Origin of the sequence: Janthinobacterium sp. CG_23.4, assembly GCF_029892305.1 — a bacterium.
Lineage (GTDB): Bacteria > Pseudomonadota > Gammaproteobacteria > Burkholderiales > Burkholderiaceae_D > Janthinobacterium > Janthinobacterium lividum_D.
Map to the genome: position 1 here is coordinate 1,008,877 of NZ_JARXUX010000001.1, position 23,278 is coordinate 1,032,154.

Below are 23,278 nucleotides of genomic sequence, written 5' to 3' on the forward strand. Positions count from 1 at the left end.
ATGCTTCCTCGGGTCGTCTTGAAAGTCGGGTATTGCGGTCGGTAAAAAAGCGCGCTTACTGGCAGCGCCGCCTGGCCTCGGCCATGATGATGCAGTCAGCCGCCTCCTGCGCGTATACGTCGCTGCCAGCCGGATAGCGTGCGGCCAGTGCCGCCAGGCGCTGCAGCCGCGCACCCACGCCTTGCAGCGGCAAGGTGCCAGACGCCAGTGCGGCGCTGACGGCGGCCAGCGCTGCCGGTAGCTGCGCCGCATCTGCCAGCAGGACCATGTCGGCGCCGGCGGCCAGGGCGCGCGCGCCGACATGCTCGCCGTGCGCGGCTATGCCGGGCGTCAGCAGCACGCCGTCATAGCCCCACTGCTGGCGCAGCAAGCCATGCATCACCGCAGGCGACAGGCTGGCGGGTTGGCGTGCATCGAGTGCCGTATAAGTTACGTGCGCGCTCATCATCGAGGCCGTCTGCGCGGCGGCCTGGCGAAACGGTACGAAATCGTGTTCTTCCAGCTGCGAGCGGATCTTGGCGACGCTGGGCACGATGGCGCTGGCGCCAGGTTGCGGCAGGTACAGCCGGGCGCAGCACGCCACGCCTTCGGCCTGGCAGCCCGCCGTCCAGGCTTGCGTCATGGCGGTCGCTTGTGCAGGATCGCCGCCAAACGCCTGCGCAGCGTCAGGTGCCTGTGCTGCGCCGGTGTCGAGATTGATCAGGGGGGCCAGCAGCCAGTTGATGCCCAATGAGCGCAAGCCGCGTGCCGTCGCCGCGCCCATGCCGTTGGCCAGTTCTGCGTCACCCAAGGCACACAGTTGCATGGCGCTCGGTGGCTGTGGCAGCCAGGCCGGATAGGCTGAGGGCATGCCGGCCGTATCGATGGCGATCAGCGCCTGCGGGCCCAGGGCGAGCCGCAAGTGCGCGCTCAGGCGCGTCAGTTGCGCCGCATCGCGCAGATTGCCCGCGCGCAGGCACACGGCGCGCACGCCGTTCGCCTGCAGCCATTGGAGCGTGGCTGCATCGAGCTCGGTGCCGACGACGCCCGTCATCAGCAACTGCCCGGCAAGCCGGCGCAGGTCGGTGGCGATGGTGGCACTCATTTGACGGCGCCGTCCATGCCGCGCATGAAGAAGCGCTGGGTGAACAGGAACGCCAGCAGGGTAGGCACAATGGTGATCAGGGTGCCGGCGGCGATCACGCGCGTGCTGCTGCCGAAGGTGCCGCGCAAATACAGCACGCCCACCGAGAGGGGAAATTCATCGGGTTTGCTCATGACGATGGAGGGCCAGATGTATTCATTCCACGATTCCACAGCCGTCAGAATACCGACGGTGGCCAGCCAGGGTGTGATCAGGGGCAGCATGATGCGGCTGAAGATCACCCATTCGGAGGCGCCGTCGACTCTGGCCGCATCGATCAGGTCTTGCGGCACTTCCTCGAACGCCTGCTTGAGCAGCAAAATGGCCACGGCCGTCACCACGTTGGGCAGGATGACGCCCGTGTAGGTGTCGACCAGGCTCATTTGCGTGATGGTGATGAAGTTGACGAGGAAATTGACTTCCGATGGCAGCACCAGGGTGGCCAGGATCAGGCCGAACACCAGCTTGCGGCCACGGAATTTCAGGCGCGCCAGCGGGTACGCGGCGAGTGAACATAGCAGCAGTTTCCAGAACACGGTGAACACGGCGATCAGCACCGAGTTCTTGAAAAATGACCAGATGGGAATCGCCTTGAACACTTCGACGAAGTTTTCCAGCGACGGCGCCTTCGGCCAGAAGGTAGGTGGAAAGGCGAAGATATTGCCCTGCGTGGAAATGGCTGTCACCAGCGTCCACCAGAACGGGAAGACGCAGACGACGGCGATCGCGCACAGCACGGCATAGTGGCCCGTGTATTGGACTAGGTGCTGCAAACGTGTTTGCATGGGGCGGGAACGGGTTTTCATGGTCATTCCGCTGTCAGCGATGCCTGGGTTTGAGATAGCGCAGGCATAGCAGGGCGATGCCGATGCAAAAGAGGGACACGACGAAGCTGGCGGCCAGCGCGCGCGGCAGTTTCAAATGTTTGAGGCCCTGATCGTAGGCATAGTACAGCGCCGTGAAGGTGGAATTCATCGGGCCGCCCTGGGTCAGCACGTCGACTTCCTGGTAAGCCTTCAATGCCGCCAGCACGGACAGGATGGTGCACAGCATGATGGTCGGGCGCAGCATCGGCACGGTGATCTTCCAGAAGCGCTGCCAGCGGTTGGCGCCATCGAGCATGGCCGCTTCCTGCATGTCCGACGGGATCGACTGCAGCGCCGCCAGGTACATCACCATGTACCAGCCCAGGCCGCGCCACAGGGTGACGAACATGACGGCAAACAGGGCCAGGCTGTCGTTCGTCAGCCAGCCCACGGGCGCGTTGACGAGTTTCAGGGTCAGCATCACGTAATTGAGCGCACCTTGTTCATGGAACATGAAGCCCCACATGATGCCGACCACGGAAACGGTGGTCACGACGGGCACGTAGAAGGCGGCACGGAACAAACGGATGCCGGGCAGGCGGTTGTTGACCAGCACGGCCAGCACGATGGCGCCCACCTGCACGAAAGGCACCATCAGCAAAAACACCAGCGAATTCTTTAAACCCGAGACGAACATCTCGTTGTTGAAGATGTAGCGGAAGTTATCGAGGCCGACGAAGCGCGTCTCGCGTATCAGGCTGTAGTCGGTGAAGGCCAGCACGGAGCCGTAGCCGACGGGCCAGAAGGAAAAGGCGGCCAGCAGCAGCAGGGCCGGGGCGAGGAACAGCCAGGCTTGCACGCTGTGGCGGTGAGCGAGTTTCATGGTGTCCTTAGTGGCGTGGCAGGGTGGCCAGCTTCTTGTTCCAGATGGCGACGGCCTGGTCCAGCGCCTGCTTGACATCTTGCTTGCCCGTGACGCCCGCCTCGACGGCTTTGACCAGCGAGCGGCGCAATTCGTCGTAGTCATCGATGCCGGCCACGTACAGCGTGCGCGAGTGGCCCATCGACAGGGCGCCAGCGGCAACGGCCTTTTCGGCCGCGCCTGCGTCCTTGGGCGTGGCGAGGAAAAACGGGTCGGCCGCCGCCTTGATGGTGGTCGGGAAGACGCTGGCCTGGCGCGCGAAGTTCAACTGGTTTTCGTCGTTCGTGAGGAAGCGCGCGAACTTGCCGACCGATGGCAATAGGCGCGCCGGCACGCCTTTCGGAATGGCGAAGTGCACCAGCCAGCCGCCATCGGCAATGCCGGTGGGGCCCAGCGGCGCGGGCGCCACGTCGGTGATGGCGTAGATGTCTTGCGCATCGCCGCCGATGCGCTGCATGGCCGTCGGCGGTGCCAGCAGCATGCCCAGGCGGCCGCCCTTGTAAGCATCGATCACGGCGGGAAAGTTATCCTCGGCGAACAGGCTTTCTTTCAGCAGACCGCCGACCTTGTAGGTGTCGGCCAGTTTTTGTACCAATGCCACGTGCTGCGGCGAATTGAAGACGGCGCGCTTGTCGACGATGACGGCCAGGCCCTGCTGCATGAACAGACCGTCGATTTTAGAGAGCGCTGGGGCGATGCCGGCCTTGCCCGTGCGTTGCGCGATCTGGCGCGCGAATGCCAGTTGTTCATCCAGGCTGGCAGGGCCGCGCGTGAGCCCGGCCTGCTTGAAAATGGCGGTGTTGAAGGCGATCACCGCGACATTGCTGTACATGGGGAAGCCGTAGGTGTGGCCCTTGAAGCGCAGGTCTTCCAGCGCGCTCGGAATGTAGCTGGCGCGTGCCTGCGCGATCAGGCCATCGACTGGCGTGAGCAAGCCGTCGCGCGCGTATTCATCAGCCCAAGGCACGTTCAGGCTCACCAGCGCGGGCGGCGTACCGGCCACGATGCGCGTGACCAGCTTGGTCTGGATGACGTCCCACGGGAAGTCGATCCATTCAATCTTGAGGCCGGGATTTTGCGCCTCATAGCGCGCCACCAACGCGCTGAAATAGGGCGTGAATTTGGGCTTCATGCTGAAGGTCCAGAATTCGATTTTCTCGGCAGCCCATGCCTGTGGCGCGAGCAGGCCCGCGCAGGCAAACACTGCCAACAGTCTCTTGATCATTATTATTATCCCGGCCAGTGGCCCCGTAAGTGCCGGGGTCGGCCCCTTAGGAGCCGACCCCAGTCTTCGCTTTCGGGTTGGGTATTGCTTAGTTTGTTTTTGTTACTTTGCTCAGGTGACGCGGTGCGTCCGGGTCCATGCCGCGTGCGGCCGACAGTTTTGCCGCCATCACGTAGAAGGCCTGGATGGCGACAATCGGGTCGAGATCCGGCGTGGCCGCCACGGGCAGGGTCAGGTCGCGTTCGGCCACGTCGGCGGGGGCCGCCAGCAGGACCTTGGCGCCGCGGCCGCGCATTTCCGTCGCCAGTTGCAGCAGGCCGGCCTGGGTTGGGCCGCGCGTTGCAAAAATGAGCAGTGGGTAGCCGTCTTCGATCAGGGCCATCGGGCCATGCTTGATTTCGGCACCGCTGAAGGCTTCTGCCTGCAGGGCCGAGGTTTCCTTGAATTTCAAGGCCGATTCCAGGGCCACCGGGAAGCTGATGCCGCGTCCCACGACCATGATGTTGCGCGCCGGCGCCAGCACGTCAATCGCTGGCGACCAGTCTACTTGGGTCGCTCCGAGCAGCGCTTCGGGCAGCGCTTCGAGGCCTGCTTGCAGCTCGGGGTCGTTCTGCCACTGGGCCACCATGCGCGCGCCGGCAACCAGGCTGGTGATGAAGCTTTTGGTGGCGGCGACGCTTTGTTCCTTGCCAGCGCGCAGGGGCATGGCCCACTCGGCGGCGTGCGCCAGCGGCGAATCGATGTCGTTGACCAGGGCCACGGTGGTAGCGCCGCCGTCGCGGAAGTAGCGGATCGGCTCGACCACGTCCGGGCTCTGGCCCGATTGCGAGATCGAGATGGCCAGGGTGTCGCGCGTTACCAGCGGCGATTTGTTCAAGGTCACCAGCGACATCGGCAGGGACGCCACGACACGGCCCAGACGCGCCATGATCAGGTAGGCGACGTAGTTGCAGGCGTGGTCCGAGCTGCCGCGCGCGATGGTCAGCGCGGTCGAGAACGAGGTGCTCCTCAATTTGCGGCCCAGTTCCGCGTAGCGATCCGTGTCGCTGGCCAGTTGCAGGGCGACGCATTCGGCGGCGGAAATGGCTTCTTTAAGCATCATTGAGGTCACAGATTTCTCCTTCTATATACACAGCTTTGAGTTTGAGATCGCGATCGAGTACCACCAGATCGGCGTAAGTGCCGGGGGCCAGCCGGCCGCGTTCTTCCAGGCCCAGATAATCGGCGGCGTTGGTCGACACGCGCTTGGACGCGTCGGCCAGGTCCAGTCCCAGTGCCACCAGGTTGCGCAGCGCCTGGTCCAGGGTCAGGGTGCTGCCCGCCAGGGTGCCGTCGGGCAGGCGTACGCCGCCCATGCATTTCTGCACGGCGTGGCGGCCCAGCATGTATTCGCCGTCCGGCATGCCGGTGGCGGCAGTCGAATCGGTGACGCAGTACAGGCGCGGGATGGCGCGCAGGGCGACCTTGATGGCACCCGGATGCACGTGCAGCAGGTCGGGGATCAGTTCGGCGTATTCGGCGTGCGCCAGGGCGGCGCCGACCATGCCCGGCTCGCGGTGATGCAGGCCGCTCATGGCGTTGAACAGGTGCGTGAAGCCCATGGCGCCATGCTCCAGCGCGGCGACGCCATCTTCATAGGAGCCGAGCGTGTGGCCGATCTGCACGCGCACGCCGGCGTCGGCCAGGGCGCGCACCAGGTCCAGGTGGCCGGCGATTTCCGGCGCCACGGTAATGACGCGCAGTTTGGCCAGCGTTTGCAGGCGTTCGATTTCGGCCAGGGTGGCAGCGCGCGCGTAGTTCGGTTGCGCGCCGAGCTTGCCCGAATTGATGTATGGGCCTTCCAGGTGGGCGCCCAGCACGCGCGCCGTGTTCGGGCGGCGGTTGTTGGCCGCGATGCCGATGGCCGTCAGGGCCATGTCGATATCTTCGGGCGGCGCCGTCATGGTGGTAGCGAGCAGGCTGGTGGTGCCGTGGCGCGCATGGATGGCCGCGATGGTGTAGACAGCTTCGCCGCCTTCCATGATGTCCTTGCCGGCACCGCCATGCACGTGCAGGTCGATAAAGCCGGGCAAAATATAATCGTCGCTGTTGTTCGACGGGTGGCGCGAATCGCCGGTGATGCTGTCGACGCGTTCGCCGAAGGCGATGGCGCCGTGGATCCAGCCGCCGGGGGTAAGGATATTGCCTTTGATAGTGCTGCTCATCTGCGCGACTCCGCTACGAATTCATAATAATCACTGCGGCAATACGAGTGGGTCAGTTCCACCGCTGCGCCGTTGTCGAGATAACTGACACGGGTGATGTGTAACATCGCTTCACCCGTCTTGATATTGGCCAGCTTGGCCTGTTCCGCCGTGGCGTTGACGGCGCGGATATGCTGCAGCGCGCGCATCGGAATGGTGCCGCGCGACTCCAGGTAGCCGTACAGCGAATCGGTCACTTGCTGCGGGTCCGGCATGTATAGCGCGGGGATGGTGGTCGTCTCGATCGCCATCACCACTTCGTCGGCCGTGCGCAGGCGGCGCAGACGCGCCACCGGCATGTGCGGCGACAGGCCCAGTGACAGCAGTTCCAGTGGCGCGGCCACGCCGATATCGCGCTGCAGCCAGCGCGAGCCCGCGGTAAAACCGCGCTGGCGCAATTCTTCCGAAAAGCTGGTCAGGCGCGACAGCGGCTGTTCCAGCTTGGGCGTGATGTAGGTGCCCGAGCCGCGCTTGCGCGTCAGCATGCCCCGGTCGCACAGCATGTCGATGGCTTTGCGCGCCGTGACGCGCGAAATGTCGAGGATTTCCGACAGCACGCGCTCCGAGGGCAAGGCCTGGTTGGCGCGCCAGTCGCCGCTGGCGATGCCGTCCGACAGCATGTTCGCCAACTGCATATAGAGCGGCGTGTCGCTGGCCGGATTGGGTTTGAAGGCAGACAGTTTGGCCAGCATGCTCATTGCTCCTGCAAATGCTTGCGTATCAGGCGCAGGGCGCCTGCCGCCGAGTCGCCCTGTGCCGGCACGACCCGTTGCAACAGCGCCGCCGGCAGGTAGCTTGACAAGGGCGCCGCCAGGCCGCCGCACAGGGCCACGGGCAAGGTGCCAGTCGGGTCGAGGGCTCTGGCGATGAGGGCGATCTGATGGCCCGCTTCGCTCAGGATGTCATGCGCCACCGCATTGCTGGCCGCGTGTTCCAGCACCAGCGGCGCCAGTTGCGCGAACGTGGTCTGGCTGGCGGTAGCCAGCCAGACCTGCATGGCGTCGCGTTGGCCGCCGCAGGCGTCGATGACGGCCGTGGCGAAGGCACTGCCGGGCAAGCGTCCGTCGACCACTTGCTGCACGTGGTTGACGGCGCGCATGCCGATCCAGGCACCGCCCGCCTCATCGCCTGAGGGGAAACCCCAGCCGCCCACTTCGTGATGGCTGCCGTCCGCATGCAGTACTTCGCCCACGCTGCCGGTGCCGATAGCCACGATCGCACCCGGCAGGCCCGCGTGCGCGCCCAGCAGGGTGGTCAGGGCATCCGATTCCAGTGCCACAAAGGCATAGCCGGGATTGTCTGCGATGAAGCTGGCGGCCCATTGCTTGTTGTGCACGCCAGCGAGGCCCAGGCCGATGGCCATGCGCTGCAGCGATGGCTGTTCCAGGCCGGCGCTGCGCAAGGCCAGGGTGACGGCATGCGCGACGGAAGCCCAGGCCCGCTCGATACCCAGTCCGAGGCCGGAAGGACCGCTTTGTCCCTGAGCCAGCTCCTGGCCGTCGAGGCGCGCCAGGCGTACGCGGGTGCCGCTGCCCCCGCCGTCGACGCCGATTATGTATTCGATCATGTTGTGCAGTCCCGCATATGGTTGATTGCGCCTGTCTCGGTTCTTTTATTTGTCGGGCGGCGAAAAAGCTGAAGGCACTATATTGTCGCCTCGATGGCTTGTCAACAGGTATTTAAGTGGTATTAATCAATGCCTGGTCCCATGTCGTGCCACGACTGATGGAATTATTGCAAGTCATTGTTAATAAAGGTTTTTTTGTATGTCGTGAATGGTATTGAAATTGGCCTTGTTTAATGCCAATTTTTCTTCAGTGGTCTATGTCTGATGTTGCAACATTGCTTGTATGCCTGCTTGGCAAGGTGCGCCATGAAGAGTAAAGTCGGCCTTTTACACCTGAGTTGGAAGAGCATGATGAACGACAAGGCAGCAAAGAGCGATTACTGGGACGACTGGCAGCAAGAGGCGCTGGCCGCTGGCGTGTCGGCGCCGCTGGCCGCGCTGGGCATGGAAATGATGCGCACGCACCGCAAGAACCGCTGGCCGAAAGATTTCCTGGGTCGCGAAAGCGATGGTCCGGTGATGATCGAAATGTGTCTGGAAGATGAGGCGGAAACGGAATTGTTCTTTATCGAGAACCTGTATCCCTATGATGCAGCGCTGATCGAAAAGACGCGTCGTCGCCTGTGCCTGCACTAGACTGATACGCGCGTATGATGGGAGCGGCCGCCGTGTGCGGCCGTTTTGCTTTTCGGCTGGTATTTTCATGCGGGAGTGTCATAATGGGTCAGGCATTTCCGCCCAAGTATGGAGTAGATGATGAGCAAGGCACAGGACAGTAAGAAGGAAGCCAAGAAGGAACCGGCCAAGACCATGAAGGAAAAGAAAGAAGCCAAGAAGGTCAAGAAAGACGAGCGCAAGCACTGATCATGCGCATGCGCCGTGCATGGACGCGCTCGTGGCCTGCGCCGGCCGTAGCGGCGGCGTTTGCCCTGCTGGCCTTCGGTGTACCCGTGTCCGGCGTACTGGCACAGCAAAAGGCAGCGCCGACGACGTTCGGGCAAGTGGTGGGCAATGCCGTGCTATGCATAGATCAGATCGACAACAAGGCCTTCTATGCTTATTTGCTGACGTCCTTCGGTCCTGCCTACAAGCATGAAGGCGGTGCCTACTGGTTCCGCACGGAAGCGACCTTGTGGGGCGCGCCCGTGACCGACGTGATCGTCAGCGACGATACCAGCGCCCTTGTCTTCATGGGCGTGGTGGCCGATTCGACGCCGGAAAAGCTGGAGCCGGCCATCCGCAGCGCCTCGGGCCTGCGTTTTAATAAGCTCGACAATTCCGCTTTTCCCGTCCGCGGCTCCATGCCTGGCAGTAAAATCGTCTACTTCCGTAGCAAGGCGAAAGTGTATTGCGCCAAATACAAGCCGTTGCCGCCGGCCCGCACCCGATGAAGGTATCGGCTTGCTGTCGCGCATTTTGATCGTTCCATCCGCAGGGTCTTCATGTACACGCATTATTTCCAGCTCAAGCAATCGCCGTTCTCGATCGCCCCCGATCCGCGCTACCTGTTCATGAGCGAACGCCACCGCGAAGCGCTGGCGCACTTGCTGTATGGCGTGGGCAGTGGCGGCGGCTTCGTGCTGCTGACGGGAGAAATCGGCGCCGGCAAGACCACTGTCTGCCGCTGCTTCATGGAACAGATGCCGGAAAACTGCCAGCTCGCTTACATTTTTAATCCGAAACTCTCCGTCGAGGAATTACTGCACTCGATTTGCGAGGAGCTGCATATCGCCCTGGCACCTGGCGTGGCCAGCGTGAAAGGCTATGTCGACGCCATCAATGCGCACCTGCTGGCCAGCCATGCGCAGGGCAAGAATAATCTGCTGATCATTGATGAAGCGCAAAACCTTTCCGCCGCTGTGCTCGAGCAGCTGCGTTTGCTGACGAACCTGGAGACGAGCGAGCGCAAGCTGTTGCAGATCATCCTCATCGGCCAGCCGGAATTGCGCGCCATGCTGGCCCGGCCCGAACTGGAACAGCTGGCGCAGCGCGTGATCGCTCGCTATCACCTGGGCTCGCTGACGGCCGAGGAAACGGCCAGCTACATCCGCCACCGCCTGGGCGTGGCGGGCAGCACCGCGCAGACGCCGTTCGCGCCGCGCCTGATGGCGCAGATCCATGCCTTGAGCCACGGCGTGCCGCGCCGCATCAACCTGCTGTGCGACCGCGCGCTGCTGGGCGCCTATGTTGAAAACCAGCCGCAGGTGACGCGCCAGATACTGCGCCGTGCCGCCGAGGAAGTGTTTGCACAAGAGGGGCAGCGAGCTAGCGGGCGGGGCCTGCGCTGGCCGCACGTGGCAGGCGGCGTGCTGGCCGGTGCGCTGCTGACGGCCGCGCTGGCCTGGCACTTCATGCCGCGCGCTGGCATGCCCGCATCGACCGCCGTCGCCGCCGCCGTGCCGGCCGTGTCCGCCATAGTGGTCGCAGCGGTGGCCGCGTCCGCACCTGCTGGCGTGCCGGACCGCAATGCCGTGCTGCGCCAACTGGCCGCGCTGTGGGGCGAGCAGTTGCCGCCCGGCGACGCTTGCCAGGTGGGCGCCCGCGCCGGCCTGCGCTGTCTGCATAGCCGCGGCGGCATCGCCGAGCTGCGCGTGCTGGACCGTCCGGCCATGCTGGCCTTGCGCGATGCGCAAGGAGTGCAACAGCTGGCGCTACTGACGCGGCTGCAGGGCGAGACGGCCACGCTGATGCTGGACGGTAAGCCTCAAAGCTTGCCCCTGGCTCAGTTGGTGCAGCGTAGCGATGACAGTTTTACGACCTTCTGGCGCGCTCCGCGCAGTTGGCGCGACGAGGTGCCGCTGGGAGCGCGCGGCGCCGACGTGGACTGGCTGGCGCAGCGCTTGGCGCAGCAGAGGGGCTTGCCGGCGCCGGCCGCCAAACTGGCGCTCGACGCCGAGATGCAAGCGCAGCTGCGTGCTTTCCAGCAGAGCCAGAACTTGCGCGCCGATGGCTTGGCAGGCCCGAAAACATATATACGCCTGATGCAACTGGGTGACAACGCGGAGCCACGCCTGAGTAGCGCCGCGCCGGCCGTGGCAGCACCCGCTGCGACGGCGATGCTGGCGGGGAAATAAGATGTCCTACATACTTGAAGCATTGAAAAAATCGCAGGCCGAGCGCCAATTGGGCGAGTTGCCTTCGATCCACGCACCGCACGTGCCGCTGCACGCTGCAGCCGCGACCTCTGCGGCGCGGCGCCCCTCCGTCTGGCTGGCGCTGGGCGGCGTCAGCGTGGCCGTGGCTGCCGCGCTGCTGCTGTGGCAGCCTTGGCAGGCGGGCGCTGCCGCTGCCGCTCCTACCGCTGCCGCTGCTATCACTGCTGCCGCCCCTAGCGCTGCTGCCGCAGCTTCCGTTGTCCCCGTCGTGCAGGCCCAGGCTATGTCCGCAGCCTTGCCGGTGGCTGTCTCGCCAGCGGCTCCTGCGCCGGTGCCCATGCCCGTGCTTTCTCCGAGCGTGCCGCCAGCTGCCAGCGCTGCGCCCGTGCATCATGCGAGGCCCGTGGCGGAACCCCGGCAAGAGACGCCCGGCCAGCCCGCGCCGCCGCCCCTTGCCAGCCCAATGCCTGCAGCGGCACCCGTGCCTGTTCTCGCGCCTGGCGCAGAGGAAAGCGTGCCCGGCGCACGTGACTTGCCCGAGCCGATACAGCGGCAAATCCCGCCGCTCGCCATCGGCGGTTATATCTACTCGAAGAATCCGGCTGACCGATTGTTGCTGATCGACAAGGTCCTGCGCCACGAAGGCGAGGAGCTGGCGCCTGGCCTGGTGCTGGAAAAATTGCAGCCCAAGGCGGCCATCTTCAGTTTCAAGGGCTATCGTTACCGCGTGCCGTATTGAAGCATTGCGCGTCAAGGCCGCGCCGACATCGATGGCTTGCAGCTTAGCCATGCCAATTGGCGCGCGGGCGTGGCCTACCCTATGCACGACTGCGGTGCACGGCCAGCCATGCGCCGGCCGCGCATGGCACGCCAGCGTTCGGGGCGGCGCGCTGGCGCCAGCGCGGCTGCGTATAATCACTGCTTCTCAATCAAGGAGTGACCATGCACGATGCGATGCCCGCCCACCCGGTACTGGGTGTGATCGGCCGTTCCGGTAGCGGCAAGACGACCCTGCTGGAATTTGTGGTGAAGGAACTGGCGGCGCGCGGCTTGCGCGTCAACCTGGTCAAGCACAGTCACCACGACCTGGCGCTGGAGCCGCCGCAGAAGGATAGCGCCCGCCTGCGCCTGGCCGGGGCGGCAGAAGTGCTGGTAGCCTCGCCGTACCGTTTTGCCATCGTGCATGAGCTGCGCGGTGCGCCGGAACCGAGCCTGGCGCAGCAATTGGCCCGCATGGGGCCGGCAGACCTGACGCTGGTAGAGGGTTTCAAGACGGACCCCATCCCCAAGCTGGAAGTGTTCCGTCCGGAAGTGGGGCAGGCGCCTCTGTATCCGCATGACCTGCAGGTGATCGCCGTCGCCTCGGACAGCCCGGCGCCGGCCGACTTGCGCGACGGTGTGCAATGGCTGGACCTGAATGCGCGCGAACAAGTGCTAACCTGGCTGCTGAACAGACTTTAAAAAATAGGCTAAAGGTTTGCCGCCGCCATCCGTTAACCTTGGTAGATCCTTATAGGAGAAACGTATGAACGTCGGAAGCATTGCTCAACTGTCAACTACGATGGCGCAGACAGGCACGCAGCAAGCCGTCGGTTTGACTGTCCTGAAAAAAGCCCAGGATATCCAAAGCTCGACTGCCACTGCCTTGCTGGCAGCGCTGCCACCAGTACAGCCGGCCTCGAATCTGCCGCCTAACCTCGGCAACCGCATCAATACCACAGCCTGAGTTCAGGCTTGCGGCGCCAGTCTGGCGCTAGCCAGACCAACACCCATGCCAGCGCCAGCGTCGCCGACGATGGCGCGCTGGCGCGTGGGCAATGCTGTGCTATCCACATAGCTCATGCCTGCCTTTGCGCTTGCATCGAAATGACTGGCTGGCGATAGTTCCCCACGGCGCGGCCGATTCAGTAAAATGATAGTCATTACAGCGCATTGCCCATGGCGCACCCTGGGGCGTGCCTTTACTTTGACCCGTGCAAGAGGATTATCCATGAACAAACGTCAAGCTCTCATCGCCGCCGCCCTTGCGGGCATCTGTGCCGCTACTGCCGTCAACGCGGCCGAGCACGATGCTCCTGCCTCTGGCAGCAAGGAAAAATGCTATGGCGTCGCCAAGGCAGGGCAAAACGATTGCGCCTCGTCCGATGGCGCGCATTCTTGTGCTGGTCAGGCGCAGGCCGACAACTTGCCCACGGAATGGACCTATGTTGCCAAGGGAACGTGCCAACAGGCGGGCGGCTCCGTGAAGCCCATCAAAGCCGGCAAGGCGACAAAACCGGCCACGCAGTCGTAAGCGTCCACCATCAGCTCATGCCGCAGCCAGTGCTAGCGCTTGCCGGCGCCGGCGTCGGCTTGCGCGCCGCGCACTACCGCGATTTCCTGGAGCGCCGTCCCGCCGTGGGCTGGCTGGAAGTGCACACCGAAAATTATTTGCAGCCATCGGGCTGGGATGGTCATGTGCTGCACACGCTGCGCCAGGATTATCCGCTCAGCCTGCACGGCGTGGGGTTGGGCCTAGGTTCGGCGCGCGGCTTTTCCGATGCCCATTTGCAGCGCGTGTGCGCCGTGGTGGAGCGGATCGAGCCGGTTCTCGTGTCGGAGCACCTGTGTTGGGGTGCCGTGGCGCAACGGCAACTCAATGATCTGTTGCCGCTGGCCTTGAATGGCGCCGCCCTCGACGTCATGTGTGCAAGCGTCGGACGCGTGCAAGATGCGCTGAAAAGGCCGATCTTGGTGGAGAATGTCTCCACTTACCTGCGCTTTGCCGACGATGCCATGAGCGAGGCGCAATTCCTCGCGGAACTGGTGCGCCGCAGCGGCTGTGGACTGCTGCTCGATATCAATAATCTATATGTGAACCAGTGCAACCACGGCGAAGATGCCTTGCTTGCCATGCAGGCGATCGCGCCGGGCAGCGTGGGCGAGTTGCACCTGGGCGGCCATCTGCTGACGCCTCGCGCCGTGATCGATCACCATGGCGCGGCCGTGGCTGATCCCGTCTGGGACTTGTACGCAGCCGCGTTGCAGCGCTTTGGCGCGGTGCCCACCCTGGTCGAATGGGATACGGATTTACCGCCGCTCGATATCCTGCTGGGCGAAGCGGACAAGGCGCAAGCCATGTTGACGCGCCACCAGCAACATCGGCCGTGGCATGGGATGTCGTCCTCACCAGCGCCAGCGCCATCGCTGTCCGTGTCGTTAGATGCGCTGGCGGCCGGGCAGCAAGCGTTTGCCACGGCCTTGCTCGATCCCGCGCAAGGCGCGCAAGCCCTGCCAGGCTTCGCGGGAGCGGCGCCGCTAGAGCGTTTCTCTTTGTATCGCGGCAACTTGAGCGCCACCTGGCGCCGCACTCTGGGCCAGGTCTATCGCGTTGTGCTGGCGCTGGTGGGCGAGGATTTCTTTGCTGGCCTGGCACGCGCCTATGGCCGGCAGATGCCATCCGATAATGCGGATTTGAACCAGTTTGGCGCCCGTTTCGCCGATTTTCTGGCTGCGTTCCCGCCGGCGGCCAACTTGCCCTACCTGCCGGACATGGCGCGCCTGGAGTGGGCCTTGCATTTGGCCCATTACGCGGCAGATGCGCCAGCGCTGGCGCCCGAGTCGCTGGCTGCCTTGCATCCTGAGCAACTTGAAGCACGCCGTTTTGCCTTGCATCCCGCTTGCACCTTGTTGGCATCGCACTGGCAAGTGGCAGCCTTGTGGCAGGCGCATCAGGAGCATCAGGAGCATGCGGGACGGGGCGAAGGGCAAGGGATATTTCCGCAAGAGATGCACGTGGCGAGCTGGGCGCTGGTATCTCGTGTGCGCTGGAAGGCGCAAGTGCTGGTACTGGATGCGGGGGCGCATGCGGCCTTGCTGGCCTTGCAGCAGGGACAGACCTTTGGCGCCGCGCTCGATGCGGCGTTCGAGCGGGACAGCGCATTTGACTTGGCGGCATGTTTGCGCCAGTGGCTGGCGCATGCAGTGTTGTCGGCGTGATCGCTTACTCGAAGGCACGCAGTACGCGCGCTTCGCCCGTCTGATCGCGGTACACGGCATTCGCGGCCAGGGTGGCGTCCATCATGTGCGTTACTTGTTCTTCTTCAAAGCGGGCCAGTTCGGCAGTAGCTGCGACGAGGGCCTGTTCCAGCCTGGCGCGCGCGCTTTGATATAGGCTGCTGGTGTATTTTTCTGTGTTGCGCAGCAATTCCTCCGCGCTTTCTATCACTTGGCGCAAGTCGCCGATCAGGCGTACCTGGTTGCGCGTACCTTGTTCGGGTTGGTCCATGGCGCTTCCCTTCTGCAATCGATATTTATCTGACAATAGCGACGTGTTGCAGCTCGATCCAGGCAGCCGGGCCGGCAGGCGCTGGCAGGATGCATGGGGTGCCTTCGCGCCCCATGCCGGGGTCAGGCTGGAGCGACGACCGTGATGCGGATGTCGCTCACGCTGACGACCTGGCCAGCGCGGATCTTGGCAGTCTTGCGCAATTCTTTCTTGCCATCGACCTTCACCACGCCGCTATCGACCATGACCTTGCCTGCGCCACCACTGTCGCACAAGCCCACCAGCTTCAATAGCTGGTTCAGCTCGACGAACTCGGATGTTAAATCAAAGCTTACTTTTTGCATTATATCCCTTATTGCAATGATGTTTTTTAAGTACCAAATGATGGCATCAACTCAGGGTATAGTTTACATGAAGCTAGCGATAATGCGGGCTGAGCCTTAACTTTTGTTGGGCCGCGTCATCTCCAGGGGCACGATCCACGCACGCAATTGCGCTTCTGTCACGAAGCCCAGTCCCAGCGCCGCTTCCTTCAAGGTCGTGCCTTCGTGCTGTGCCCGCTTGGCGATTTGCGCCGCCTTGTCGTAGCCGATATGCGGTGCCAGGGCCGTGACCAGCATCAGGGAGCGTTCCATCAGTTCGGCGATGCGTACACGGTTCGGTGCGATGCCGTGCGCGCAATGCGTGTCGAAGCTGCGCATGCCGTCGCCCAGCAGGCGCGCGCTTTGCAGGAAGTTGTGCGCAATCAATGGCTTGAAGACGTTCAGCTCGAAATTGCCCGAGGCGCCGCCGACGGTGATGGCGACGTCGTTGCCAAACACCTGACAGCACAGCATGGTCAGCGCTTCGCACTGGGTCGGGTTGACCTTGCCCGGCATGATGGAGCTGCCCGGCTCGTTTTCAGGGATGCTGATTTCACCGAGGCCGGAACGTGGGCCGGATGCCATCCAGCGCACGTCATTAGCGATCTTCATCAGCGCCGTCGCCAGGGTTTTCAGCGCGCCATGCGCGGCCACCAAGGCATCGTGGGCGGCCAGGGCGGCAAACTTGTTGCTGGCCGTGGTGAATGGCTGGCCCGTCAGGCGCGCCAGTTCGGCGGCGATGCGGTCGGCAAATTCGACGTGCGCATTCAAGCCGGTGCCCACGGCTGTGCCGCCGGCGGCCAGTTGCCGCAGCGCTGGCAGCGCTGCCGTGAGGATCTGTTCGGCAAAGTCCAGCTGTGCCACGTAGCCGGAAAACTCCTGGCCCAGCGTCAACGGGGTCGCGTCCTGCAAATGGGTGCGGCCGATTTTGACGATGTCGGCAAATGCCGTGGCCTTGGCGTCGAGGGTGGCGCGCAGCTGGCGTAGCGGCGGCAAGACCGTGTCGGCGACGGCGAGGACGGCTGCCACATGGATGGCGGTGGGGAAGATGTCGTTCGAGGACTGGCCCAGGTTGACGTCGTCGTTCGGGTGCAGCAGGCGCTGCTCTCCTCGCAAGCCGCCGATCAGCTCGGAACCGCGGTTGGCCAGCACTTCGTTCATGTTCATATTGCTTTGCGTCCCCGAGCCCGTCTGCCAGACGGCCAGCGGAAATTGCGCTGCATGCTTGCCGGCGAGTACTTCGTCGGCCGCCTGCGTGATGGCGACGGCTTTGCGGCCATCGAGCAATCCCAGCTCCAGGTTGACGTGGGCGGCCGCGCGCTTGACGGTGGCCAGGGCGGCGATCAGTTCGGGCGGCATCGTTTCTGTGGAGATATGAAAGTGCTCAAGCGAGCGCTGCGTTTGCGCTCCCCAAAGCCGCTCGGCGGGTACGTCGATCGGGCCAAAACTGTCGCGTTCGATTCTGCTGCTCATGGCATCGCTTTCATCGGTGGAGGTGGATCGAGTGTACTCCAGACGCCAAAAAGGCACAGGATAATGCTGTAAGGCATCATTTTTGCCATGACCCATCTATATTTTTGCGATTCCCTGCCGTTAAAGAAAGACGAGTTCCGATTATTTATCTTGTTATCAAAGCGATCAGTCCATGCAAAGCAGCATTGTTCCCCGTTGGTCCCTGCTCGCGTGCGCCGCCGCCAGCCTGGCCTTGTCGCCTGTCATGGCGGCCGAACTGGGCGAGATGGCGCTGCTGTCGCATGTGGGCCAGCCCTTGCTGGTCGAGATCGAATTGACGGCCCTGGCTCCCGAGGAAGCGGGCGGCGTGTCCGTGCGCCTGGCCTCGCCCGATGTCTACCGGGGCGGCGGCATCAGCATGGACCCGGCCCTGAAAGCGTTGACGATCAGCCCGCTGGAGCGGGGCGGGCGGCGCTATGTGCGCGTCAGTACGGCGCAAGCGATCCAGGCAGGCTACTTGCATTTGTATTTGTTACTGGGCAATGGTAATGGTGCCATCGTGCGCCTCGCTACGTTGTGGCTGACGCCGGCACCGCCGGCCACCGCCATCGCCGCCGCCAGTGCGCCAGTCAGGCCCGCCATTCCTGCACCCGTGCCACTGCCTGTGCCGCTATCGCCGCCACTGCCACTGCCGCGCGCTGCGCCCGGCGCGCCGCCACCCGATCTCGCCGCACTGGCGGCCCGCGCGCGCGCCGAGGGTCTGGTGCGTCCGGCGCGCGTGTTTGTGCCGCCGCCCGCTGCACCCACGCTGGCTGGCCCGCCGCCATTGCGCCGCGCCAAGGCGCCAGCGGGCGCTTGCGTGCCGCAGGCCAAGCTAGAGCAGGCACAAGAGTGCGTGGCGCTGGATCAGAAAAATGCCGCACTTAATGAAAAGCTGGGTGAGTTGGAAGGCAAGATCGGCGCCTTGCAAAAGGCACTGGCGCTGCCCGTCGTCGCCGCCGTACCGGTTGCCGTGGCGGAGGCGCCGCATGCCAAGCCCAAGCCCCTGAAGGCGGTAGCGTCAGCTGACAAGGAAGCGAAGGCAGGCGGAAATGGCTTGCTATGGCTCGGTATTGGCACCCTGGCCTTCGTGTTGTTGACGGCGCTTATTGTGTATGTCGTGCGCAAGCGCAAGCACAAGCGCAAGCAAGCGCCTGGCACGAGCGCGCCGTCAAAATACTGGGTCTTGCTGCGCAAACCGTTTGGCCGCAAGAAAGAGGTGCCAGTGTTGACGGAGGCGGTGGAGGCAGAGGTGGCCGAGCCCGAAGTGGAGCCGTTCTCGCGTTAATGCTGCTGCCAGGTTAGCTAAATTTGATATTAAAAAAGATATTCAAAAAAGATAGAAAAATACCTGGCTACGGTGTTGCCTATATTTTAAAGATGGTGATATGATCAACTCAGTGGACTTGCTCTACGACAAAACAGTCCCAGCCTGTCGCAGTCACCAACGATAGTGTGGCGCGGCAAACAGGTGTAGCGTTGCATAAACGCCTGGGCCTGGAAGCGGTTTGCGATGCCGACGATGTGCTCGCGAACGCCGGATGCAACCGGCAGCGAGGCGACGCCAGGAGATACCTGGGGTTCGCCTTCCATATTCCGCCTCCCTGCTGCTTGAGTGTCACGAATGCTGCGCTCGCGGCACGGCGGCAGATGTAAAAAAAGCACCCTCAGGTGCTTTTGTCGTTACTGGTGCGACGAACTTATTTACATGTGGGCGCGCGATTCCGGCATCCTGCTCGACAGTTGTGTCATCCACGGTTCCGTGATGGTGCGGATTTCGCGGTCGTTTGCCAGGATTTGCTTGAGTAAATCGATCTTGCGCTGGCGCGAGGCGCCGGTCTGGGCAGGCACCTTGCTTGTCATGGTAGGGCTGGCGGCGGCGGCGCACTGATTTTCCAGGGTATCGAAGCCATCCCAGTCGCTCGAACGCGCTGCGACCACCATTTTATTGGTCATTCCTGCAATATTTTCATACATCGAGAGAACGTCGTTGGAGGTCATGAGCACACCCGTAACTAGTGAATGGATTACCGCTTGTCTAGATTAACGGCGTGCTCATCTGGAACTTTAGGGTATGTTTTAAAAAAAGTGAAAATAATTTGCAGCTAGCCTGGCGGGCAGCACAATTGCCCGCCAGGCTGCATGGATGCTGTCTGGACACTGTCGCCACCGATGCCTTTATTTGACGAGTTCTTCCAGTCCCGCGCTCAGTTCGGCTGGCGGCGGCATCTTGTCCACCAGCGCCAAGGGCGGCAAGTTCAGCGCTTCAGCCACCTCGCTGGGGTAGCAAGCGATAATTTCTTCATGGCTCAACTGGTTTTCATCAATGCGCGCGCGCCAGGCGGCCAGGTGCACGATGGCGGCCAGGCGATTTAACGGTGCCTTGGCCAGCGGATCGGGAAAGGCGGCGAGGGCCTCGGCAAAGGTGGCGGGAAACTTCCAGCGGCGCGCCAGTTCCGCGCCCACTTGCGCATAGTCATAGCCCAGCGACGCGCGCTCGGCGTTGAGCCGGCGCGCGTCAAACGGCGGCGCGATCTTGTCGAGCTGCATGGCTTGCTCGGGCATGACGGCATGGATCACCAGTTGGCCGATTGCATGCATCATGCCGATGGTGAACGCCAGATCCTGGTTGTCGCCCGTCTGCTTGGCGATCCAGCGGGCCGACACGGCACTATGCAGGCAGTAGCGCCAGAACTGCGGCAGGTTCAGGCCGGGTACGGCCTTGTAGCCGCTGACCAGGCCCGAGCTGATGACGAGCGTGCGTACAGTCACAAAACCAAGCATCAGCACGGCGTCTTCGACCGTGCCGATGCTGCGCGAGACGTGGTAATAGGCGGAGTTGGCCAAGCGCAGCAGCTTGGCGCTCAAGGCAGGGTCGGCTCCCAGCTGGCGCGCGATCTCCTCGGTGGCAATGGCGGGGTTGTTGAAACTGCGCACCAGTTCATCGACGATCTTCGGGGCGGCAGGCAGGGCGTGGGGATGCTGGAACAGAGCTTCTAGTTGCATGGCAATAATCTCCTTGGCATTCGCGCGTCATGGGATGAAGCAACTATATGCCGGTTTTTTGTCCGTATGCAAAAAAATTTCAGGGGCATTTTTTCGGCCCGAAAACATGATGATTTTGGCTGTGCAGCACGGACATTCCCGCTGACCGCAGCCGCCGGGACTCGTTCGCCATCCTCGCTAATGCGGCCAAGGAGCGCATCATCGGTCTCGTCGAACGCATGGGCGCAGCGCCACAGACGGACGCGGCAGTGCGCCAGCTCAGCGATTTTTACTATTCCTGGATGGATCAATCGACTATCACAATGCAAGGCTGGTGGCCGACGTCGAGCCGCTTAATGCCAGCAATTTTTATACGCAAAACCTGTTCGACCCGTGGGGCGCGTAAAACTTGAATGACGCGACGCGCCATGCGGCTGATGTTTTGCAAGGTGGGCTGGGCTTGCCCGAGCGCGCCTTCTGCCCATCGGCGATGCCGCTGCTGTGTTAGGAACCGTACAGAACCTTTGATCGTCGCTGCGTACTATGAACACATCGACACGCAGCAACAGTTTGCCGCAGCGTGTGAGCCGCAGCGCCGGCCCTGTTGGGCCGGACAGCAGATGAAGCAACTACAGTGAGGAATTATCATGAACAAAGATCAAGTCGAAGGTAAGTTGAAGGAAGTCGGCGGTAAAGTCCAGGAAGCCGCTGGCAAAGTCGTCGGTAGCGAAGAACAGCAAGCCAAGGGCCTGGCAAACCAGGTCGAAGGCAAGGTACAAAAGAAAGTTGGCGATGTGAAAGACGCAGTGGAAACCATCACGCGCAAACCGTAACTCGCCGTACACATGAAAAAACCGCCGCCTGTCGCAAGACAGGCGGCGGTTTTTTTTGTGGGTGCAGCGCGAAACTTATGGCGCCGGATTGGCCAGCTTTTGCTTGAAGAACATTTCAATTTTCTTGTACACGTGGCGCTGGCCCGCGCGCGACGAGATGCCGTGCTTGGCGCCCGGATAGGTCATCAGGTCGAATTGCACGCCGCGGTTGACCAGCGCGTCGATCAAACGCGTGCTGTTGCTGAACAAGACGTTATCGTCAGCCATGCCATGCACCAGCAGCAGCGGCGATTGCAAGCCGTCCAGGTGGGCGAACACGGTGCTGTCTTTGTAGCCGTCCACGTTTTCCTTAGGCATGCCGAGGAATTGCTCCGTGTAGTGGGTGTCGTACAGCGACCAGTCGGTCACGGGCGCCACCGAGACCCCCATGGCGATCTTGCTGGATGCAGCTGACAGCAAACGCAGCGTCATGAAGCCGCCATAGCTCCAGCCAAACACGCCGATGCGCTTGGGATCGACGAAGCTTTGCTTGCCCAGCCAGGCTATGCCGACCAGCTGGTCCGCCACTTCGGCAGCGCCCAGCTTGTGATAGATGGCGTCCGTGAAGGCGCGCTCGCGGCGCGACGAGCCCCGGTTATCGAGGCGGAAGACGACAAAGCCTTGCTGTGCCATGTACTGGTCGAAGTTGTTGCCCCAGCGGCGGGCCACGTGCTGCGAGTGCGGGCCGCCATACGTCGACAGGTAGACGGGATAGCGTTTGCTCGCGTCGAAGTTCGACGGTTTGACGATGGAATAATGGAGCGTTTGGCCATCGTCGGCTTGCAGGGTGCCGTACTGCGTCGGCAGGTGGTCCGCCTTGTACTTGAAATACGGATGGCTGGTGTTGAGCGCATTTTCTTCCAGCCAGCCCACCATGCTGCCGTCCGGACGGTGAATGCTCACTTGCGGTGGCGTGGCCGGATCGGAATACGTGTCGACGAAGACTTCGCCATTGCGCGAGAACGTCGTGTCGTGCCAGCCGTCGGCTTTCGTCAGACGCTGCGGCTGGTCGGCCGTGCTGCCATCGAGGGCCAGGGCGTAGGTCTGCTTGTCGATCACGGCGTCGCGGTTCGACGAGACGAACACTTTGCCGGTTTTCTGGTTCACCGCCAGCACGCTGTCGATGCCCCACGCGCCTGAAGTGACCGGGTGCAGCAGCTTGCCGTGCATGTCGTACAGGTACAAATGGTTGCGGCCCGTGCGCTCGGACGACCAGAGGAAGGTACCGTTCGACAGGAAGCGCAGGTCGTCATGGATGCTGACCCAGCTTGTCGACTTTTCCGTCAGCAGCGTGCGCTGCGCCAGGGTGCTCGCATCGACTGCGACCAGATCGAGTGTCTTCTGGTCGCGCGATTGGCGCTGGTAGACCAGCGACTTGCCATCGAAGCTCCAGTCGGCGCGTACCAGGTAGATGTCCTGATTCGAGCCCAGGTCCACCTGGCGCTGCGCACCCGTTTCCGGCGAGACGATTAGCAACTGCACCAGCACGTTCGGATCGCCGGCTGCAGGGTAGCGCTGCTCGACGACGTCGGTGCGGTCGGCGAAGATTTCAAAGCGGCGCACGACGGGTACGGGCGCTTCGTCATAGCGTTTATACGCGATGGCGGAATCGTCGGGGGCCCAGTAATAGCCGGTGCGCTGGCCCATTTCTTCCTGTGCCACGAATTCGGCTTCGCCGTTGCGGATCGTGCCCTTGCCATCGCTGGTGAGCTGGCGTTCCTGGTTCGTCTTGAGGTCGATCACATAGATATTTTGATCGCGCACGAACGACACGTAGCGGCCTTTTGGCGAGATCTTCGGGTCCAGCACATTGCCCTTGGCGACCAGGCGTGCTTGCTCCGGGTGGGCTGCATCGACCAGGTACAGATTGCCGGCCAGCGGCACCAAGAGCTGCTTGCCATCGGGCGACCAGCTATAGCTGAGAATGCCGTTCAGGCTGGCCGTGCGCTCGCGTTCGCGGCGCGCTTGCTCTTCCGGCGAGATGATTTCATTTGGCACCAGCGCCTTCGAGTCGACCAGGCGGTGCGTGCTCTTGTCCTTGAGCTTGAATTCCCACAGATCGAGCTGGAACTGGTTGTCGGCGCGGCCGCGCAGGAACGTGACGCGCGCGCCGTCGGGCGAGACCTTCAGGTTGCGCATGCCGGGGCCGGCCAGCGCCGGATCGGCGTGGATGCGTTCCAGGGTCAGCTTTTCAGCCGATGCGGGAACGCTGGCCATCGCGGCCAGAAAACAAAGAATAAAACGCATGGATGTCTCGGTAGTTGGAAGAATGAATAACGCTGCATGCCGAACAGGGCATCCAGGGTCGAGCGTTGCCTAA

24 protein-coding genes are annotated in these 23,278 nt (G+C 62.9%); 10 read left to right on the forward strand and 14 right to left on the reverse strand.

Annotated elements, in window-relative coordinates; all coding sequences use genetic code 11:
• Positions 1–55: 55 nt before the first annotated feature.
• The 8 genes from H4V96_RS04420 to H4V96_RS04455 form a co-directional block, all read right to left on the reverse strand.
• Positions 56–1,084, reverse strand: a complete 1,029-nt coding sequence (locus tag H4V96_RS04420; RefSeq protein ID WP_010395546.1) for a glycoside hydrolase family 3 N-terminal domain-containing protein — start codon at positions 1,082–1,084, stop codon at positions 56–58.
• Positions 1,081–1,929, reverse strand: a complete 849-nt coding sequence (locus H4V96_RS04425) for a carbohydrate ABC transporter permease (protein WP_280720721.1) — start codon at positions 1,927–1,929, stop codon at positions 1,081–1,083. Before H4V96_RS04425 ends, H4V96_RS04420 begins: the two co-directional genes overlap by 4 nt.
• A gap of 13 nt (positions 1,930–1,942) precedes the next feature.
• Positions 1,943–2,812 (reverse strand): sugar ABC transporter permease, encoded by an 870-nt coding sequence (locus H4V96_RS04430; protein ID WP_280720722.1) that lies wholly within the window; start codon positions 2,810–2,812, stop codon positions 1,943–1,945.
• A 7-nt stretch (positions 2,813–2,819) separates the two neighbouring features.
• The gene (locus tag H4V96_RS04435; protein WP_196855326.1) at positions 2,820–4,076 is read right to left on the reverse strand and encodes an extracellular solute-binding protein; all 1,257 of its coding nucleotides are present in this window, start codon (positions 4,074–4,076) and stop codon (positions 2,820–2,822) included.
• Between the two features lie 88 nt (positions 4,077–4,164).
• Positions 4,165–5,178 carry an SIS domain-containing protein gene (locus H4V96_RS04440; protein WP_010395556.1) on the reverse strand — a complete coding sequence of 338 codons (1,014 nt, stop codon included), beginning with the start codon at positions 5,176–5,178 and terminating at the stop codon, positions 4,165–4,167.
• Positions 5,168–6,280, reverse strand: a complete 1,113-nt coding sequence (nagA, locus tag H4V96_RS04445; RefSeq protein WP_010395558.1) for an N-acetylglucosamine-6-phosphate deacetylase — start codon at positions 6,278–6,280, stop codon at positions 5,168–5,170. The genes H4V96_RS04440 and nagA overlap by 11 nt, the downstream gene beginning before the upstream one ends.
• The gene (locus tag H4V96_RS04450; RefSeq protein ID WP_070346539.1) at positions 6,277–7,011 is read right to left on the reverse strand and encodes a GntR family transcriptional regulator; all 735 of its coding nucleotides are present in this window, start codon (positions 7,009–7,011) and stop codon (positions 6,277–6,279) included. The genes nagA and H4V96_RS04450 overlap by 4 nt, the downstream gene beginning before the upstream one ends.
• A gap of 2 nt (positions 7,012–7,013) precedes the next feature.
• A complete protein-coding gene (locus H4V96_RS04455; RefSeq protein ID WP_010395561.1) occupies positions 7,014–7,886 on the reverse strand; it encodes a BadF/BadG/BcrA/BcrD ATPase family protein in 873 nt (290 codons plus the stop codon).
• A 306-nt stretch (positions 7,887–8,192) separates the two neighbouring features.
• Between H4V96_RS04455 and H4V96_RS04460 the strand changes: the two genes are divergently transcribed.
• The 8 genes from H4V96_RS04460 to H4V96_RS04495 all read left to right on the forward strand — a co-directional run bounded on the left by H4V96_RS04460 (position 8,193) and on the right by H4V96_RS04495 (position 14,959).
• Complete coding sequence (locus tag H4V96_RS04460; protein ID WP_280720723.1) at positions 8,193–8,522, forward strand: hypothetical protein; 330 nt, start codon at positions 8,193–8,195, stop codon at positions 8,520–8,522.
• A 230-nt stretch (positions 8,523–8,752) separates the two neighbouring features.
• Positions 8,753–9,277 carry a hypothetical protein gene (locus tag H4V96_RS04465; RefSeq protein ID WP_010395565.1) on the forward strand — a complete coding sequence of 175 codons (525 nt, stop codon included), beginning with the start codon at positions 8,753–8,755 and terminating at the stop codon, positions 9,275–9,277.
• A gap of 51 nt (positions 9,278–9,328) precedes the next feature.
• Complete coding sequence (locus H4V96_RS04470; RefSeq protein ID WP_196855324.1) at positions 9,329–10,960, forward strand: ExeA family protein; 1,632 nt, start codon at positions 9,329–9,331, stop codon at positions 10,958–10,960.
• Position 10,961: 1 nt separating this feature from the next.
• Positions 10,962–11,720: a general secretion pathway protein GspB gene (locus H4V96_RS04475; RefSeq protein ID WP_196855323.1), complete on the forward strand. Its 759-nt coding sequence runs from the start codon at positions 10,962–10,964 to the stop codon at positions 11,718–11,720.
• Positions 11,721–11,923: 203 nt separating this feature from the next.
• Positions 11,924–12,442, forward strand: coding sequence for a molybdopterin-guanine dinucleotide biosynthesis protein B (mobB, locus tag H4V96_RS04480; RefSeq protein WP_196855322.1), 519 nt, complete (start codon positions 11,924–11,926; stop codon positions 12,440–12,442).
• Between the two features lie 64 nt (positions 12,443–12,506).
• A complete protein-coding gene (locus H4V96_RS04485) occupies positions 12,507–12,707 on the forward strand; it encodes a YjfB family protein (protein WP_029496221.1) in 201 nt (66 codons plus the stop codon).
• A 264-nt stretch (positions 12,708–12,971) separates the two neighbouring features.
• A complete protein-coding gene (locus H4V96_RS04490) occupies positions 12,972–13,274 on the forward strand; it encodes a DUF2282 domain-containing protein (RefSeq protein ID WP_070345663.1) in 303 nt (100 codons plus the stop codon).
• A 17-nt stretch (positions 13,275–13,291) separates the two neighbouring features.
• Positions 13,292–14,959, forward strand: coding sequence for a DUF692 family multinuclear iron-containing protein (locus H4V96_RS04495; protein ID WP_196855321.1), 1,668 nt, complete (start codon positions 13,292–13,294; stop codon positions 14,957–14,959).
• Positions 14,960–14,963: 4 nt separating this feature from the next.
• Here the strand turns inward: H4V96_RS04495 and H4V96_RS04500 are convergent, their stop codons facing one another.
• The 3 genes from H4V96_RS04500 to fumC form a co-directional block, all read right to left on the reverse strand.
• Positions 14,964–15,248 carry a DUF883 family protein gene (locus H4V96_RS04500; protein WP_196855320.1) on the reverse strand — a complete coding sequence of 95 codons (285 nt, stop codon included), beginning with the start codon at positions 15,246–15,248 and terminating at the stop codon, positions 14,964–14,966.
• A 122-nt stretch (positions 15,249–15,370) separates the two neighbouring features.
• Complete coding sequence (locus tag H4V96_RS04505) at positions 15,371–15,592, reverse strand: RNA-binding S4 domain-containing protein (protein ID WP_010395599.1); 222 nt, start codon at positions 15,590–15,592, stop codon at positions 15,371–15,373.
• Positions 15,593–15,688: 96 nt separating this feature from the next.
• On the reverse strand, positions 15,689–17,083 hold the full coding sequence (gene fumC, locus H4V96_RS04510; RefSeq protein ID WP_196855319.1) for a class II fumarate hydratase: 1,395 nt from the start codon (positions 17,081–17,083) through the stop codon (positions 15,689–15,691).
• A gap of 172 nt (positions 17,084–17,255) precedes the next feature.
• Between fumC and H4V96_RS04515 the strand changes: the two genes are divergently transcribed.
• A complete protein-coding gene (locus H4V96_RS04515) occupies positions 17,256–18,389 on the forward strand; it encodes a hypothetical protein (protein ID WP_196855318.1) in 1,134 nt (377 codons plus the stop codon).
• Positions 18,390–18,805: 416 nt separating this feature from the next.
• Here the strand turns inward: H4V96_RS04515 and H4V96_RS04520 are convergent, their stop codons facing one another.
• On the reverse strand, positions 18,806–19,057 hold the full coding sequence (locus H4V96_RS04520; protein ID WP_280720725.1) for a flagellar protein FliT: 252 nt from the start codon (positions 19,055–19,057) through the stop codon (positions 18,806–18,808).
• Between the two features lie 222 nt (positions 19,058–19,279).
• The gene (locus H4V96_RS04525) at positions 19,280–20,107 is read right to left on the reverse strand and encodes an HDOD domain-containing protein (protein ID WP_196855316.1); all 828 of its coding nucleotides are present in this window, start codon (positions 20,105–20,107) and stop codon (positions 19,280–19,282) included.
• A gap of 626 nt (positions 20,108–20,733) precedes the next feature.
• Here H4V96_RS04525 and H4V96_RS04530 point away from each other — a divergent pair.
• Positions 20,734–20,919, forward strand: coding sequence for a CsbD family protein (locus H4V96_RS04530; protein WP_196855315.1), 186 nt, complete (start codon positions 20,734–20,736; stop codon positions 20,917–20,919).
• A 75-nt stretch (positions 20,920–20,994) separates the two neighbouring features.
• Here H4V96_RS04530 and H4V96_RS04535 read toward each other — a convergent pair whose 3' ends face one another.
• On the reverse strand, positions 20,995–23,205 hold the full coding sequence (locus H4V96_RS04535; RefSeq protein WP_010395613.1) for a S9 family peptidase: 2,211 nt from the start codon (positions 23,203–23,205) through the stop codon (positions 20,995–20,997).
• Positions 23,206–23,278: the final 73 nt, after the last annotated feature.

Coding starts and splice junctions, on each gene's coding strand:
- nagA (WP_010395558.1), bottom strand. CDS start 6,280: ATGAGCAGCACTATCAAAGGCAATATCCTTACCCCCGGCGGCTGGATC.
- H4V96_RS04460 (WP_280720723.1), top strand. CDS start 8,193: ATGAAGAGTAAAGTCGGCCTTTTACACCTGAGTTGGAAGAGCATGATG.
- H4V96_RS04505 (WP_010395599.1), bottom strand. CDS start 15,592: ATGCAAAAAGTAAGCTTTGATTTAACATCCGAGTTCGTCGAGCTGAAC.
- mobB (WP_196855322.1), top strand. CDS start 11,924: ATGCACGATGCGATGCCCGCCCACCCGGTACTGGGTGTGATCGGCCGT.
- H4V96_RS04500 (WP_196855320.1), bottom strand. CDS start 15,248: ATGGACCAACCCGAACAAGGTACGCGCAACCAGGTACGCCTGATCGGC.
- H4V96_RS04455 (WP_010395561.1), bottom strand. CDS start 7,886: ATGATCGAATACATAATCGGCGTCGACGGCGGGGGCAGCGGCACCCGC.
- fumC (WP_196855319.1), bottom strand. CDS start 17,083: ATGAGCAGCAGAATCGAACGCGACAGTTTTGGCCCGATCGACGTACCC.
- H4V96_RS04535 (WP_010395613.1), bottom strand. CDS start 23,205: ATGCGTTTTATTCTTTGTTTTCTGGCCGCGATGGCCAGCGTTCCCGCA.
- H4V96_RS04470 (WP_196855324.1), top strand. CDS start 9,329: ATGTACACGCATTATTTCCAGCTCAAGCAATCGCCGTTCTCGATCGCC.
- H4V96_RS04450 (WP_070346539.1), bottom strand. CDS start 7,011: ATGCTGGCCAAACTGTCTGCCTTCAAACCCAATCCGGCCAGCGACACG.
- H4V96_RS04515 (WP_196855318.1), top strand. CDS start 17,256: ATGCAAAGCAGCATTGTTCCCCGTTGGTCCCTGCTCGCGTGCGCCGCC.
- H4V96_RS04490 (WP_070345663.1), top strand. CDS start 12,972: ATGAACAAACGTCAAGCTCTCATCGCCGCCGCCCTTGCGGGCATCTGT.
- H4V96_RS04440 (WP_010395556.1), bottom strand. CDS start 5,178: ATGATGCTTAAAGAAGCCATTTCCGCCGCCGAATGCGTCGCCCTGCAA.
- H4V96_RS04530 (WP_196855315.1), top strand. CDS start 20,734: ATGAACAAAGATCAAGTCGAAGGTAAGTTGAAGGAAGTCGGCGGTAAA.
- H4V96_RS04420 (WP_010395546.1), bottom strand. CDS start 1,084: ATGAGTGCCACCATCGCCACCGACCTGCGCCGGCTTGCCGGGCAGTTG.
- H4V96_RS04465 (WP_010395565.1), top strand. CDS start 8,753: ATGCGCATGCGCCGTGCATGGACGCGCTCGTGGCCTGCGCCGGCCGTA.
- H4V96_RS04430 (WP_280720722.1), bottom strand. CDS start 2,812: ATGAAACTCGCTCACCGCCACAGCGTGCAAGCCTGGCTGTTCCTCGCC.
- H4V96_RS04425 (WP_280720721.1), bottom strand. CDS start 1,929: ATGAAAACCCGTTCCCGCCCCATGCAAACACGTTTGCAGCACCTAGTC.
- H4V96_RS04435 (WP_196855326.1), bottom strand. CDS start 4,076: ATGATCAAGAGACTGTTGGCAGTGTTTGCCTGCGCGGGCCTGCTCGCG.
- H4V96_RS04485 (WP_029496221.1), top strand. CDS start 12,507: ATGAACGTCGGAAGCATTGCTCAACTGTCAACTACGATGGCGCAGACA.
- H4V96_RS04525 (WP_196855316.1), bottom strand. CDS start 20,107: ATGCAACTAGAAGCTCTGTTCCAGCATCCCCACGCCCTGCCTGCCGCC.
- H4V96_RS04520 (WP_280720725.1), bottom strand. CDS start 19,057: ATGACCAATAAAATGGTGGTCGCAGCGCGTTCGAGCGACTGGGATGGC.
- H4V96_RS04475 (WP_196855323.1), top strand. CDS start 10,962: ATGTCCTACATACTTGAAGCATTGAAAAAATCGCAGGCCGAGCGCCAA.
- H4V96_RS04495 (WP_196855321.1), top strand. CDS start 13,292: ATGCCGCAGCCAGTGCTAGCGCTTGCCGGCGCCGGCGTCGGCTTGCGC.